Origin of the sequence: Streptomyces sp. NPDC001744, from assembly GCF_042892575.1 — a bacterium.
Classification (GTDB): domain Bacteria; phylum Actinomycetota; class Actinomycetes; order Streptomycetales; family Streptomycetaceae; genus Streptomyces.
The window spans coordinates 47717-61997 of sequence record NZ_JBIAUG010000012.1 but is presented as its reverse complement, the minus strand read 5'-3'; the positions used below and the strand labels follow the sequence as shown (position 1 = coordinate 61997).

Annotated in this window: 10 protein-coding genes; 7 read left to right on the top strand and 3 right to left on the bottom strand. The window is 70.2% G+C overall.

The window, feature by feature from the left end; genetic code table 11:
* Positions 1-32: 32 nt before the first annotated feature.
* From ACFYZY_RS16365 to ACFYZY_RS16355, 3 genes are all read left to right on the top strand, one after another.
* On the top strand, positions 33-2084 hold the full coding sequence (locus tag ACFYZY_RS16365) for an APC family permease (RefSeq protein ID WP_388694116.1): 2052 nt from the start codon (positions 33-35) through the stop codon (positions 2082-2084).
* Positions 2085-2144: 60 nt separating this feature from the next.
* Complete coding sequence (locus ACFYZY_RS16360; RefSeq protein WP_388694114.1) at positions 2145-3473, top strand: class I SAM-dependent RNA methyltransferase; 1329 nt, start codon at positions 2145-2147, stop codon at positions 3471-3473.
* Between the two features lie 319 nt (positions 3474-3792).
* Entirely contained in the window at positions 3793-4335 is a 543-nt protein-coding gene (locus tag ACFYZY_RS16355) for an SMI1/KNR4 family protein (RefSeq protein WP_388694112.1), read from the top strand.
* A gap of 369 nt (positions 4336-4704) precedes the next feature.
* Here the strand turns inward: ACFYZY_RS16355 and ACFYZY_RS16350 are convergent, their stop codons facing one another.
* Complete coding sequence (locus ACFYZY_RS16350; RefSeq protein WP_388694109.1) at positions 4705-5256, bottom strand: EF-hand domain-containing protein; 552 nt, start codon at positions 5254-5256, stop codon at positions 4705-4707.
* Positions 5257-5389: 133 nt separating this feature from the next.
* Positions 5390-7687: a molybdopterin-dependent oxidoreductase gene (locus ACFYZY_RS16345; protein ID WP_388694107.1), complete on the bottom strand. Its 2298-nt coding sequence runs from the start codon at positions 7685-7687 to the stop codon at positions 5390-5392.
* Between the two features lie 477 nt (positions 7688-8164).
* Between ACFYZY_RS16345 and ACFYZY_RS16340 the strand changes: the two genes are divergently transcribed.
* Both ACFYZY_RS16340 and ACFYZY_RS16335 read left to right on the top strand, forming a co-directional pair.
* Positions 8165-8755: an isochorismatase family protein gene (locus tag ACFYZY_RS16340; protein ID WP_388694105.1), complete on the top strand. Its 591-nt coding sequence runs from the start codon at positions 8165-8167 to the stop codon at positions 8753-8755.
* A 406-nt stretch (positions 8756-9161) separates the two neighbouring features.
* Positions 9162-10004 carry a hypothetical protein gene (locus ACFYZY_RS16335; protein WP_388694366.1) on the top strand — a complete coding sequence of 281 codons (843 nt, stop codon included), beginning with the start codon at positions 9162-9164 and terminating at the stop codon, positions 10002-10004.
* Here the strand turns inward: ACFYZY_RS16335 and ACFYZY_RS16330 are convergent.
* Positions 9991-10332, bottom strand: coding sequence for a beta/gamma crystallin domain-containing protein (locus ACFYZY_RS16330; RefSeq protein ID WP_388694103.1), 342 nt, complete (start codon positions 10330-10332; stop codon positions 9991-9993). The two genes, ACFYZY_RS16335 and ACFYZY_RS16330, sit on opposite strands and share 14 nt — an antisense overlap.
* Positions 10333-10635: 303 nt before the next feature.
* Here ACFYZY_RS16330 and ACFYZY_RS16325 point away from each other — a divergent pair, with 303 nt between their 5' ends.
* Together ACFYZY_RS16325 and ACFYZY_RS16320 are read left to right on the top strand one after the other, a co-directional pair.
* Positions 10636-11199, top strand: coding sequence for a DM13 domain-containing protein (locus tag ACFYZY_RS16325; protein WP_388694100.1), 564 nt, complete (start codon positions 10636-10638; stop codon positions 11197-11199).
* An 803-nt stretch (positions 11200-12002) separates the two neighbouring features.
* On the top strand, positions 12003-14246 hold the full coding sequence (locus tag ACFYZY_RS16320; RefSeq protein WP_388694097.1) for a DNRLRE domain-containing protein: 2244 nt from the start codon (positions 12003-12005) through the stop codon (positions 14244-14246).
* The last annotated feature ends 35 nt before the right edge of the window (positions 14247-14281 follow it).

The following is a 14281-nucleotide window of genomic DNA, read 5'->3' as shown; positions in this document are numbered from 1 at the left end:
TTGGCTCTTTTCGAACGCTTACGATCCTCTCCGTGTCCAAACTGACCGACGTGCCCAAACGGATCCTGATCGGGCGGGCCCTGCGCAGCGACAAGCTCGGAGAGACCCTCCTCTCGAAGCGGATCGCCCTTCCCGTCTTCGCCTCCGACCCCCTGTCCTCGGTGGCGTACGCGCCCGGCGAGGTCCTCCTCGTCCTCTCCGTCGCGGGCCTGTCGGCCTACCACTTCAGCCCGTGGATCGCGCTCGCGGTCGTCGTCCTGATGTTCACGGTCGTCGCCTCCTACCGGCAGAACGTGCACGCCTACCCCAGCGGCGGCGGCGACTACGAGGTGGCGACCACCAACCTGGGGCCGAAGGCCGGACTCACCGTGGCGAGCGCCCTGCTCGTCGACTACGTCCTGACCGTCGCCGTCTCCATCTCCTCCGGCATCGAGAACCTCGGCTCGGCCGTCCCCTTCGTCGTGGAGCACAAGGTCGCCTCCGCGGTCGCCGTCATCCTGCTGCTCACCCTGATGAACCTGCGCGGGGTGAAGGAGTCGGGCACCCTCTTCGCCATCCCGACGTACGTCTTCGTCGCCGGCGTCTTCCTCATGATCGTCTGGGGCGCGTACCGGGGGATCGTCCTCGACGAGACGATGAAGGCCCCCACCGCGGACTTCGAGATCAAGGCCGAACACCAGGGCCTGGCCGGCTTCGCCCTGGTCTTCCTGCTGCTGCGCGCCTTCTCCTCCGGCTGTGCCGCCCTCACCGGCGTCGAGGCCATCTCCAACGGCGTCCCCGCCTTCCGCAAGCCGAAGTCGAAGAACGCCGCCACCACCCTCGCCCTCATGGGCGGCCTGGCCGTCACCATGTTCTGCGGCATCATCTTCCTGGCCATGGCCACCCAGGTGCGGATGGCCGAGAAGCCCGCCCACGACCTGCTCCGCGACGGCGTCCCGGTCGGCGACGGCTACGTCCAGGACCCGGTGATCTCCCAGGTCGCGGCCGCCGTCTTCGGCGACGGGACGTTCTTCTTCGTCGTCCTCGCCGCCGCCACCGCGCTCGTCCTCTTCCTGGCCGCCAACACCGCGTACAACGGCTTCCCGCTCCTCGGCTCGATCCTCGCCCAGGACCGCTACCTGCCGCGCCAGCTGCACACCCGCGGCGACCGGCTCACCTTCTCCAACGGCATCGTGCTCCTCGCCGGCGCCGCCGCCCTCCTCGTCTGGATCTACGGGGCCGACTCGACCCGCCTGATCCAGCTGTACATCGTCGGCGTCTTCGTCTCCTTCACCCTCAGCCAGATCGGCATGGTCCGGCACTGGAACCGGCACCTCGCGACGGAACACGAACCCGCCAAGCGCCGCCACATGATCCGCTCCCGCGCGATCAACGCCTTCGGCGCCTTCTTCACCGGCCTCGTCCTCGTCGTCGTCCTCGCCACCAAGTTCACCCACGGCGCCTGGGTCGCCCTGCTCGGCATGGTGATCTTCTACGGCACGATGACCGCGATCCGTAAGCACTACGACTCGGTGGCGGCGGAGATCGCCGCGGCCGAGGAGAAGCCCGACGAGTACGTGCGCCCCTCCCGGGTCCGCTCCATCGTCCTCGTCTCCAAGCTCCACAAGCCCACCCTGCGCGCCCTGGCCTACGCCAAGCTCGTGCACGCCAACCAGGTCGAGGCGCTGACCGTCAACGTCGACCCGGCCGAGACGAAGGCGCTCAAGGAGGAGTGGGAGCGGCGCGGCATCGACGTCCCGCTGAAGATCCTCGACTCGCCGTACCGCGAGATCACCCGCCCGGTGATCGAGTACGTGAAGAGCATCCGCCGCGAGAGCCCGCGCGACGCCGTCTCCGTCTACATCCCCGAGTACGTCGTCGGCCACTGGTACGAGCACCTGCTGCACAACCAGAGCGCCCTGCGCCTCAAGGGCCGGCTCCTCTTCACCCCGGGCGTCATGGTGACCTCGGTCCCGTACCAGCTCCAGTCCTCCGAGGTCGCGAAGAAGCGGGCCCGGAAGCGGCAGGAGTGGAACGCGCCGGGCTCGGTCCGCCGCGGGCCGGTCGAGAAGAGGCACAAGGAACCGGCCGCGAAGAACGGCTAGACTGGTGGGCTGCCGTCCGAACGGCAGCCCACCCCCGCTTCCCCTTGGAGACCCCCCACCATGCAGAACACCCCTGTTTCGTCGCTGGTCGGGGAGGAGTACGAGGTCGAGGTCGGCCCGGTCGCCCACGGCGGTCACTGCATCGCCCGCACCGACGAGGGCCGCGTCCTCTTCGTCCGCCACGCGCTGCCCGGCGAGAAGGTCGTCGCCCGCGTCACCGAGGGCGAGGAGACCTCCCGCTTCCTGCGCGCCGACGCGGTCACGGTCCTGGAGCCCTCCAAGGACCGGGTCGAGGCCCCCTGCCCCTTCGCGGGCCCCGGCAGGTGCGGCGGCTGCGACTGGCAGCACGCCAAGCCCGGTGCCCAGCGCCGCCTGAAGGGCGAGGTCGTCGCGGAACAGCTCCAGCGTCTGGCCGGGCTCACCCCGGAGGAGGCCGGCTGGGACGGCACGGTCATGCCGGCCGAGGGCGACAAGCTGCCCGCGGGCGAGGTCCCGCAGTGGCGCACCCGCGTCCAGTACGCGATCGACGCCGAGGGCCGCGCGGGCCTGCGCAAGCACCGCTCCCACGACGTGGAGGTCATCGACCACTGCATGATCGCCGCGCAGGGCGTCTCGGAGCTGGGCGTCGAGAAGCGCACGTGGGAGGGCATGGCCTCGGTCGAGGCCATCGCCGCCTCGGGCTCGAACGACCGCCAGGTCGTCCTCACCCCCCGCCCCGGCGCCCGCCTCCCCCTGGTGGAGCTGGACAAGCCGGTCTCCGTGATGCGCGTGGACGAGAAGGACGGCGGGGTCCACCGCGTCCACGGCCGCGCCTTCGTCCGCGAGCGCGCCGACGACCGCACCCACCGCGTCGGCAGCGGCGGCTTCTGGCAGATCCACCCGAAGGCCGCCGACACCCTCATGAAGGCCGTCATGCAGGGCCTCCTCCCGCGCAAGGGCGACACCGCCCTCGACCTCTACTGCGGCGTCGGCCTCTTCGCGGGCGCCCTCGCCGACCGGGTCGGCGACCAGGGCGCGGTCCTCGGCATCGAGTCCGGCAAGCGCGCGGTGGAGGACGCCCGCCACAACCTGGCCGACTTCCCGCGCGTCCGCATCGAACAGGGCAAGGTCGAGTCGGTCCTCCCGCGCACCGGCATCACGGAGGTGGACCTCATCGTCCTGGACCCGCCCCGCGCCGGCGCCGGCAAGCAGACCGTCCACCACCTGGCGACCCTGGGTGCCCGCCGCATCGCCTACGTCGCCTGCGACCCGGCGGCCCTGGCCCGGGACCTGGGGTACTTCCGGGAGCGGGGGTACCGGGTGCGGACGCTGCGGGTGTTCGATCTGTTTCCGATGACGCACCACGTGGAGTGCGTGGCAATCTTGGAGCCTGCAGCAAAGGGGCTCTGACCTGCTGTTTCTCTGGATTGCCGAGGATCGCCGGTGGTTCCTCGGCCTGGTGTCCAAGGCGCACGGTGCGGAGTCTCGCCGTATGCCCGGGAGCGCCTCCGACCTGCGATTTCGGCCGGTGCCGGCTCGACATCTCTGCGCGGTTCGTTCTCGGCGACTGTCAAGCCTCGCGGTTTCGACGTCCACCGAAACCGGGGTGGTTCAGAGCGTAGGATCCAGCAGCCCGAGGGCGCTTCGACCGGCCCGCCGTGCTGTCCGGCTACCGTAGGTGAGCCCGTTGAGTGGCATGGCGAATCTGTGCGGAGAGGGGCGGCGGGGGATGAGTGGGGTGGAGAGCTGGTCCCGCGTCATGGATCTCCTCCGGGAGTACGCTCCGGCCGATCACGCGGACCTGCCCGGCCCGGCCGCGGAGCGGATGCTCGCGGCCGCCGAGGAACGCATGGGTGTCTCATTGCCTCGGGAACTGCGGGCGTGGCTGCTGCGGAACAACCTGGATCTTCCCGAGGACGATGTGGACGACGACGTGGCCTGCTGCGGTTACGCCGGGTTCCCGGACGAGGGGAGCTTCTTTCTGGGCATCCGGACGATGGAGAGGCTCTACGCGAATCACCCCTTGTCCGGCGGGGGCGAATGGCGCGAGGAGTGGATCCCGTTCCAGTCGGACCAGGACGGCTGGATGGGACAGTTCATCGACGCGAGGGACGGTCGTGTCGGCAGATGGTTCGTGGGTGGGCCCACGGTCACCGGCGAGTACGCGTCATTGGCCCACTACTTCGACTCCGTGGCGGAGATGCTGAGGAGGATCGGCGCGGGGGACTGTCCGGTCTGTTCGGTTGTCGATGGGCGCCTCGTCTGGTCGTGAGGCCGCGAGGTCGTGAACGGGCGTGCCTCCTGGGAACCCGTTCCTCGAACGGTGCGTCGTACTCGTTCACCCGGTTCGGTATCCGCCGTACGCGGAAGCGGCCTTCGTCTGAACAGGTGGTCCGTCCAAGGAGCGCACACGTCCCGCACGAAGGCCGCGAGGATGAGACTGCTGCATCACGATGCCCGGCGAGATCCGTCGGCGGAACTGGCCGGTGCTCTGCGCCCGCTGCGCGACCCGGACGCGCCGGGGCCGGACGAGAACGACGGGTCGGCCGCCGATCGGGGGACGCGCCAGGGACTGCCCGGCCCGGGGCCTCGACGCCGACCGCCCGCACGACAGTGGTGTGGGCGGTCGCATGCCGGGCTGTCAGGCGGTGACCTTGCCGAAGAGGTGGTTGGCAGGAGCGTCCGGGTCGTTGCCGTAGAAGAACTCGATGAGGGCCTGGTGGAATTCGGCGCGGTCCAGTCCGCCGGAGCCGTCCCTGTCCAGAGCGGCGAAGACCGTGGCGCAGTCCTCGCCGGGCACACCGGCGACCGAGTCGAACATCTGCTGGAACTCGGCCTGGTCGATCTTGCCGTCCGCGTTGAGGTCGACGAGGTCGAAGAAGCAGTCGGTGACCGGCGCGATCTGCTGCGGATAGAGGGCCGGGTCGGTCAGGACGCTCCTGAAGCCTTCGGTCATCTCCCGCAGATCGACCTTCCCGTCACCGTCCTGGTCCATCGGGGCGATCACATTCGTCCAGAACCCGTCCATTCCCTCGATGAGCCGGCGGGCGGACGCGGAGTCCGGCGCGGTGTCCCGGGCGGCGATGTAGCGCTCGCTCATCGCGCGGACGTCTTGCTGGGTGATGAACCCGTCGCCGTCGACGTCGGCGCCCCTGAACCACTGGCCGTACTTGAGGTCTTGAAGTGCAGTCACGACTGCGCACAGTATTCATCCGATTACGCAATTGCAAAACGGGAGGGGAGCCCCTGGCAGCCGGGGCGGCCCGCTGCGCGCTCGACGACGGCGAACACGAAGGGCCTGCTCGAAGAGGCAGGCGGCTTGCGGGTCAGCGTTCGAGGTGGGGTGGTGCGAAGGCGAGCACATCCGGAAGGGGGCCGTCGTAGAGTTCGACGTCGACGAGCGCGCTGTGGGCGCTCGGCCCCTGGGACAGACGTGAGCACCCTCGGTCGGCCGTAAGGGTGTTCGGATTGCCGTGGTGGTCCAAGGTGCCGCTCCGGCCTGGCTGGGCCGGGTCCCACCATGCTCCGGTGGACAGTTGGATGACGCCGGGCATGACGTCGTCCGACAGGACTGCCCCCGCCAGGCAGCTGCCGCGGTCGTTGTGGACGCGTACGATCATGCCGTTCTCGATGCCACGGGGCGCGGCGTCCAGCGGATTGATCGTCACGGGCTCACGGCCACGGATCTTCGACTTCAGGCTGTGGCCGCCGTTGTCGTACTGGCTGTGCAGGCGTGAGGCGGGCTGATTCGAGATCAAGTGCAGCGGGAACCGGTCCGACAGGTCGGCACGGAGCCACTCCACGGGTTCGAACCACGCCGGATGCCCGGTGCAGTCGTCGTAGCCGAACGAGTCGATCTCCTCGGAGAAGATCTCGATCCGGCCCGACGGGGTCGTCAGGGGGAAGCGCCGGGGATCCGCGCGGAGCGCCTCGAAGCTGCCGGGGAACGGGCCGCGCAGCGCCGGTAGCTCAGCCGTGGAGTTTCGCCAGAAGTCGTCGAAGCTCGGCAAGGCCCCGTCGTCGCCGAGGTCGGCCCTCGTCTGCTCGTAGAGGTGCCGGACCCATTCGATCTCGGAGCGTGACCGCGTGAACTCGCGCTCGTATCCGAGCCGGGAGGCCAGGGCGGTGAAGATGTGATGGTCGGTGCGTGACTCGCCCGCCGGCTCACGGACTTTCGGCATCGCGACGAGGTGGGGGTCGGAGAATCCGGCGGCGAAGTCGTCGCGCTCCAGGCCGGTGGCGACGGGAAGGACGATATCGGCGAACTTGGCCGTGGTGTTCCACCAGGCTTCGTGCACCACCACCGTGTCAGGGGTCTGCCAGGCGCGGGCCAAGCGGTGAAGATCTTGGTGGTGGTGGAACGGGTTCCCTCCGCACCAGTAGACCAGGTGGAGCTCGGGCAAGGTCAGGCGCCGGCCGTCGTAGTCGATGGTCCTGCCCGGATGCAGCAGAGTGTCGGCGATCCGTGCGACGGGGATGAAATCCGCGACGGGGTTGGGAACCCGGGGAACCGACGCCACGGAGGGCCGGCCCGGGGCGACGCCGGTCGCGTCCATCGTCGCGTAGCCCGCGCCCCAGCCACAGCCCGGCCGCCCCATCGAGCCCGCCATGGCGGCCAGTACGACCGACATCCAGATCGGCTGTTCGCCGTGGTCCGCCCGTTGGATCGCGTAGTTGACCATGATGAGCGAACGTCGCGTGGACAGGCGGCGGGCCAGTTCGGTGATCGTGTCCTGGCTGATGCCCGTGATCCTCGCTGCCCAGGCGGCATCCTTGGCAACGCCGTCGACCTCGCCGGTCACGTAGGAGGCGAAGCGGTCGAAGCCGACGCAGCAACGGCGAAGGAAGTCCTCGTCGTGCCAGCCGTTGACCAGCATCGTGTGGGCGATGCCGAGCATCGCGGCGGTGTCGGTGTTGGGGACGACGGGCAGCCACTCGGCGTCGAGGAAGCCGGCGGTGTCACTGCGGAGAGGGCTGATGTTCACGAACCGCACCCCGGCCGCACGGCACTTCCGCTGCAGGTCCTGCGTCTGGTGTCTGGCCAGTCCGCCGGGGTTGACCTGGCTGTTCTTGAGAGCCAGCCCTCCGAACGCCACCACCAGCTCACAGTTCTCGGCGATCTCGTCCCACATCGGCATCCGGGACTGGTAGCTCCACGGAGCTCCGCCGATCACATGGGGGAGGATGACCTCCAAAGCCGCGGTGCTGTACGTGTTGCGGGAGTCGGTGTATCCCCCGCCCAACGCCAGAAACCGGTGGAGTTGCGCCTGCGCGTTGTGGAACGTGCCCGCGCTCGCCCAGCCGTAGGAGCCGCCGAACACGGCGCTGTCTCCGTGCCGAGAACGCACCCGTCGCAGTTCCTCGCTCACCAGGGTGATCGCGTCGTCCCAGCTCACCTCCACGAAGGCGTCCGAGCCCCTGGCCGTGTCGTGCGCGCGCGGCAGGCCGTTCAGCCAGCCCTTGCGCACCGCGGGGCGCAGCACGCGGGCGCTGTCGTCGGCGGCTGTCACCATTCCGGGTCCGATGGGCGACGGCGCGGGGTCATCGCCCCTCGGCTCGATGCGTACCAGCCGACCGGAATCAACCACCGCGACGAAACTGCCCCAGTGCGTCGCGACCGACATGCGTCGTTCCACGATGCCTCAACTCCGTCTCCGCGTTTCCCCGGCTCCCGGACGGCGGCCACTTGTGTCGCAGGGGTTCCAGGTCAGTTGACGGGCCGCAGGACACAGACTCCCCCTGCGGCCCGCTGCCGAACCCTGTAGGGGCGCGAGTCTTCCAACGGCCGCGTGGGTTCGGCTCTCCGCAGTCCCGCAGAGGGGGAGCTCTGTGCTTGCGGGCCCAGTCGAGGGCGACTTCTCCGGGCTGTCCGGCGGACGGCCGGATGGTGCCGAGGTCGGCCGGTCGAGCCGACGCACCGGACGGCGGACAACCGCACGGACTTCGCCGGGTGCTCGTCTCTCGGCCGGGTGCTCGACCCGCAGCGGGACACTTTCACCACGTGTGTCTCTTTCGGGTGAGTGCCGACGAGTGTTGCGTCAGCTCACCGAGGGAGGGAGCGACCATACGGACAATGGGTTCTTCCGAGGGAAAGGGTCTCCGTGCGCCGTGCATTGATCGTCGTTGATGTGCAGAAGGACTTCTGCGAGGGCGGCAGTATTCCGGTGAAGGGCGGCGCGGGCAGGGCTGTGGCCATCGCCGACCTGGTACGGCGCGCCAATGGAAGGTACGCGCACGTCGTCGCCACCCGTGACCACCACATCGACCCGGGGGCCCACTTCTCCGAGCACCCGGACTTCCAGAACTCTTTTCCCGAGCACTGCGTCGTGGGCGGCGAGGGAGGCGAGTTCCATCCGGACTTCGCGCCCGCCGTCACCTCCGGCGGTGTGCACGAGGTGTTCTACAAGGGGGCGTACTCCGCCTCGAAGAGTGGTTTCGAGGGTTCGGCTCAGGACGGCACCTCGCTGGCCGACTGGCTGCGTGCCCGCCACATCAGTGGTCTCGACGTCGTCGGCATCGCCACCGACCACTGTGTGAAGGCCACCGCGCTCGACGGGGTACGAGCGGGCTTCGCCGTCCGGGTCCTGCTCGACTACACCGCCGGCGTTGCCGCCGACACCACCAGCGCCGCGATCAACGAGCTACGCCAGGCCGGTGTGGTGCTGAGCGGCAAGCCAGTCGTCCTCGCCTGAGAACCACTGCCGCCTTGGCCGCGGGGCTTGCCCGCAACAGGCGCACCTTCCGTATCACGGTCGTGGCTGCTGGTCATGACGCCCGTTTGACGCTCCGGGCGCCCGCAGGCGTTACAGCGAGCCGCGAGATGGGCTCTGACCTGCGAGTTTCCGGATCCCGCTGGAGTCGACATCTTTCCGATGGCGCATCACGTGGAGTGTGGGGCGATTCTGGAGCCGGTGAAGAAGGACGTCTGACCCGCGGTCGGTGGGTGTGCCCCGTGGGCGCGTCCGCCACCGCCGGGGGAGGGTGGCCCGTGGCGCCGGGGGAGGCCGGCGGTTCGTGAGGGGCTCCCGCACCCCCGATCCGCGAGCGGAAGGACCGGTTCGATGGATGCGGATCACCCGTCTGCTGTACGTTCCCGGCATGGTCACGGGCAAATTGAGCGAGACCGCGGAGTCGCGTTTCTCCGCTCTTCTGGTCGGCGCGGCAAGGCTTCCGGGTGTGCGCATCGACAGGGAGGCGTATCTCCGGGCGGCGCTGGCCCGTCATTGTTCCGAGGACGAACTGCGCAGAGCGACAGAAGAGACCCCCGCGGCGGCGGGCATCCCGCTGGCTGTTCTGGACCGGGTGGCCAACGAGTCCATCCGCTACGAAACCGCCAAGGTGAGCGCGGTCTCCGCGGCTGCCGGGATCCCTGGGTTCATCGCCCTGCCCGCCACGGTGCCGGCCGATCTGGCCCAGTACGTCGCCCACATGCTGCGCATCGCGCAGAAGCTCGCCTACCTCTACAGCTGGCCCGATCTGTTCTCCCTCGACGACGACGACCTGGACGACGCGACCAAGGGAGTGCTCACGCTCTTCTTCGGAGTGATGTTCGGAACCCAGTCCGCGAACGCCGCCGTGGGAAAGGTGGCGGGGATGATGTCCGAGCACCTGGATCTCGCGGTTCGAGCGTCGTGGAGCCCTCTCGTATCCGTTCCGGAGCACCTGACCGTGCGGGTCGGTCACGACCCGCACGGTCACGCCGTGGCGGCGGTGCCGGTGCGCGTGGCCGGGCCGCCCGTCGTCCGCTCCGGTCGCGCTCGGCGGGGGACCCGTCGAGCAGGACGTACTCCGGTTCACCCTGGCACAGGACCTCGATCGGGCCGGGTGTCCGGGAGGGCGACGACCCCCGTGGTGCGGGCGGTGCCGGCCGGCGACCGGCGCACTCGCCGACGAGGGTCCGCTGTCGCCTCGTTCGCGGCGACGGGTGCTACCAGATCGTGATCTTCGTGATCTTGTGGATGGGGTCACCGGGGACGTTGCCGAAGTGCCACTTGTCCACGGTGGCGCTGGTCGCCGGCGCGCCCAGCCTCGGGACGTACTCCAGCGTGACCTTGTTGTCTCCGGTCCAGATCCGGTCCACGCCGTAGATCGCCACGTTCTGCGCGCCCGCGTTGGCGAAGCAGAGGGAGCCGCCCGCGTTGTGGAGCGACAGGAGACCCAGTCCGTTGCAATCGGTGCGGTTGATGGCGAACGCCGACGAAGCCGGCAGCGTGACGGCCATGGCGCCGGCCGCCGCGACTACCGCGAGGCGTGCGATGAAACGCTTCACTGGTGCGTTGTTCCTTCCGTGGTGGTGTGGTGCCGCCGAGGTTCGCAGCGCACGGCGGCGCCGGGACGCACGCGCGTCCCATCGACGCAACGGGGGAAAGAGCGCTCCGGTTCACCAGGGGAGCGCCTTCCTTCGGACGCGGCCGTGACCTCCCTCCATGTCCGCAGGCCCCTCGCCCGGAGGCGCCCCCCTTGTCCCGGCCCGACGGCACAACGCCCTTCGACCGCCGACCGGGTCTTCCGCCGGTATGCCAGGTCGCGTTGGATGGCCCCGAGAAGACGTGAGGGACGAAGGAGGGGCGCCATGGGGCGTGTCACGAAGAAGCAGTGGTGGGCGGGGGCGGCGGTCGTCACCGCCGTGGTCGTGGTGGCCGGGCTGGTGTGGTTCAAGCCCTGGGCGCTGTGGGTGGACGAGACCGTCAACGAGGCGCTGCCCCCGGTGGCCACGCCGACCGGGACGCGGACGGGGTCCGCGAACCCGTCCTCCTCCCCGGGAGCCGCGCCGCCCGCCGGTCCGGCCACCGTGGCGCGGGGCTCGTTCATCAGCCACGAACACATGACGACCGGCACGGTGCGGATCGTCCGGCTCGCCGACGGCACTCACACGCTCCGGCTCGAAGGGCTCGACACGAGCAACGGCCCCGATCTGCGCGTGTGGTTGAGCGACGCGCCGGTGAAGGAGGGGAAGGCCGGCTGGGGCGTCTTCGACGACGGGAAGTACGTCAACCTCGCCAAGCTCAAGGGGAACAAGGGCGACCAGAACTATCCGCTGCCGGCGGATCTGGACCTCTCGGCGTACACGAGCGTCAGCATCTGGTGCGACCGTTTCGACGTCTCGTTCGGTGCCGCGGAGATCGTCCGCGCCTGACACCGTACGAGGGGGGTGTTCGGTATGTCCCCGGCCAACGTCCTTCCGTGGGGGTGGAGTTCCTGATTCCGCCGCCGGAATGATCACACCGTCACGGTGAGAAACGGCGTGGGCACAGCAAGATCACGACTGGCAGGCTGCCGCGCGTCTGTTCCCTCTCGATCAGAAGGAGTACAGCGTGCGCAGAACCACCGGCCGGTCCCGTGGACCGGCCCGGCACGGCAGGACCCGGACCCTGGCCCTGCCTCTCGCTCTGGCTCTGCTCGCCCCCGTGGGCGTGCTGGCGGGCGGCCCCCTGTCCCCGGCGGCGGCCTCCCCGGCCGCAGAGGCCACCCATGCCTCCGCGGCCACGCCCTCCGCGACCTCCCGCGAGGAGGTGAACGCGCGGCTCACCGCCCAGGCCCAGGGCCGGCGGATCGAGGTCGTCGGCGCCCGCACCGAGAACACGACCCTGTGGGCGAACCCCGACGGCACCATGTCCGTCGAGTCCTTCGCCGGTCCCGTGCGCTACCGGGAGAACGGCCGCTGGGTCGGAGTCGACCTCACGCTCGTCAAGGACGCCGACGGTACCGTCCGCCCCAAGGCCCACCCGCGCGGCCTGCGTCTCGCCGGGCGCACCGGGGCCGCCGGAGGCGACCTCGCCACCCTGGGGAGCGGGGAGCGGGGAGCGGGAGCTGGCCCTCGGCTGGAAGGGCGCGCTGCCCGAGCCGCGGCTGAGCGGCTCGAAGGCGACGTACGAGAACGTCCTGCCGGGCACCGACCTCGTCGTCGAGGCCACCCGCACCGGCTTCGAGCAGTTCCTGGTGGTCGCCGACCGGGGGGCCGCCGAGCGCGCCGCGGCCCTGACGCTGCCCGTTCGCTCCAAGGGGCTGGAGGCGCGCCAGGGCGAGGACGAGACGCTCACCCTGACCGACACCCGCACCGGTGCCACGGTCGGGCGGGGCTCCACCCCGTACATGTGGGACGCCTCGGCGGGCGGCGAGAACGCTCCCGGCGCCCGCACCGCCCGCGTCGACCTGGACGTCACCGAGCGGGGACAGGGCTTCGACCTCACGGTCAGGGCGGACCGCTCCTTCCTGGCCGACAAGGCCACCCGCTACCCGGTCACCATCGACCCGGCCGTCTACTTCGGCACCGACTTCGACACCTACGTCCGCAACGGCGACACCGCCGACTTCTCCGCCGCGCCCGACCTGCGGGTCGGCCGCGAGTGGCAGAAGGGCGAGGCCCGCTCCTTCATCAACTTCCCGAGGAACTCCGCCGTCACCGGCCAGGACGTCCTCAACGCGGAGCTGAACCTCTACGCCAACTGGTCCGACGGCTGCACACCGCGCTCCTGGGAGATATGGGACACCGGCAACGCGTCGTCCGCCACCCGCTGGAACAGCCAGCCCGCCTGGCGCTCCAAGGTGACCTCCTCCACCCAGACGCACGGGCACACGGACTGCGGCCCGCGCTGGATATCCGAGGACATCACCCCGCTGGTGAAGCAGTGGTCCAGGACGGCCAACGCGGTCGACACCGTCGGCCTGCGGGCGACCGACGAGAACGACGTCACGGCGTTCAAGGTCTTCGCCTCCGCCCAGACCACCACCGCGCCCTCGATCCTCGTCACCTACGAGACCCCCGCCGACCCGGTCAAGGACCACGTCGTCTACTGGAACGACGTCCTGCAGGAGACCTACCGCCAGGTCGGCGGCGCTCCCGGCCCGCTCGCCCGGGCCGGTGACATGGTGCACGGCGCGATCTACGACGCGGCCAACTCCGCCCGGTGCGCGGAGGGCCCGCTCAAGTGCCTCGGTGACGCCTACCTGGTGAAGGCCACCGCCTCCAACGGGGCGGTGCCCGACGTGAACAGCGCCATCGACCACGCCGCCTTCGACGTTCTGCGGTCGCTCTACCCGGCGCTGAACTTCGACGACGAGATCGCCGCCGCCCGCTCCACCATCCCCGCCGCCGTCACGGCCGCCCAGCGCGCCGCCGGCACCGAGGTCGGCCAGAAGGCCGCCGCCGCGATGATCGCCGCCCGCCAGAACGACGGCTCGGCCCCCGTCGCCCCGTACACCGGCTCCACGCAGCCCGGCTACTGGCGGCCGACCGGCACGGGCGACGGCGCCACCCCGCAGTGGGGCCTGGTCAAGCCCTTCGGCATGGCGAGCAGCTCCCAGTTCCGCTCCGCCGGCCCGGCCGGGCACACGCAGATGAGCACGCTGCTGCCGAGCCAGGCGTACGCCGACCAGGTCAACGACGTGAAGAGCCTGGGCGCTGCGGAGTCCACGGCCCGTACGGCCGACCAGACCAAGGCGGCCCTGTTCTGGGCCAACGACCTCGACGGCACCTACAAGCCGCCGGGCCAGCTCTTCGAGCACACCCAGACCCTGTCCCGCCAGTACGGCACCACCGTCGCCGGCAACGCCAAGCTCTTCGCCCTGACCGCCTTCGCCATGGCCGACGCGTCGATCGTCTCCTGGGACCAGAAGTACCGGACGGACGTCGACCTGTGGCGGCCGGAGAGCGCGATCCGCCTCGACGGCGACGGCAACGCGAACACCACCGCCGACACCAACTGGCAGCCGCTGTCCCAGGACCGCAACGGCCAGCACTTCTCGCCGCCCTTCCCGGCGTACATCTCCGGGCACGCCACCTTCGCGGGCGCGTGGTCGAAGGCGACGCAGACGTGGTTCGGCACCGACCGGATCACCTGGACCGCCACCACCGAGGACCCCAACGCCCTCGGTGCCACCCGCACCTTCACCTCGATCTCCGCCGCGGCGACCGAGAACGCCGTCGGACGGGTCTGGCTCGGCGTGCACTACCGGTGGGACGGGACCGACGGCGTCACCGCCGGAGGCAACGCCGCCGCGTACGGGGTGGCGAACCGGCTCAAGCCGAACACGGCCGCGAGCTGGACCGCGTACGAGACGCTGCGCAACCTCGCCGGGTGCCAGGAGGTCGGCAAGCGGCTCGTCGCCGAACACCGCTGGACCTCCTACCAGTGCACGCAGGTGCAGGCGCCCGAGCCCGACCACACGCTGTACGTGAAGTAGCGGCCGATGAGACCGATGAGACCGATGAGACCGAT

Coding starts and splice junctions, on each gene's coding strand:
- ACFYZY_RS16360 (WP_388694114.1), top strand. CDS start 2,145: ATGCAGAACACCCCTGTTTCGTCGCTGGTCGGGGAGGAGTACGAGGTC.
- ACFYZY_RS16355 (WP_388694112.1), top strand. CDS start 3,793: ATGAGTGGGGTGGAGAGCTGGTCCCGCGTCATGGATCTCCTCCGGGAG.
- ACFYZY_RS16345 (WP_388694107.1), bottom strand. CDS start 7,687: ATGTCGGTCGCGACGCACTGGGGCAGTTTCGTCGCGGTGGTTGATTCC.
- ACFYZY_RS16335 (WP_388694366.1), top strand. CDS start 9,162: ATGGTCACGGGCAAATTGAGCGAGACCGCGGAGTCGCGTTTCTCCGCT.
- ACFYZY_RS16325 (WP_388694100.1), top strand. CDS start 10,636: ATGGGGCGTGTCACGAAGAAGCAGTGGTGGGCGGGGGCGGCGGTCGTC.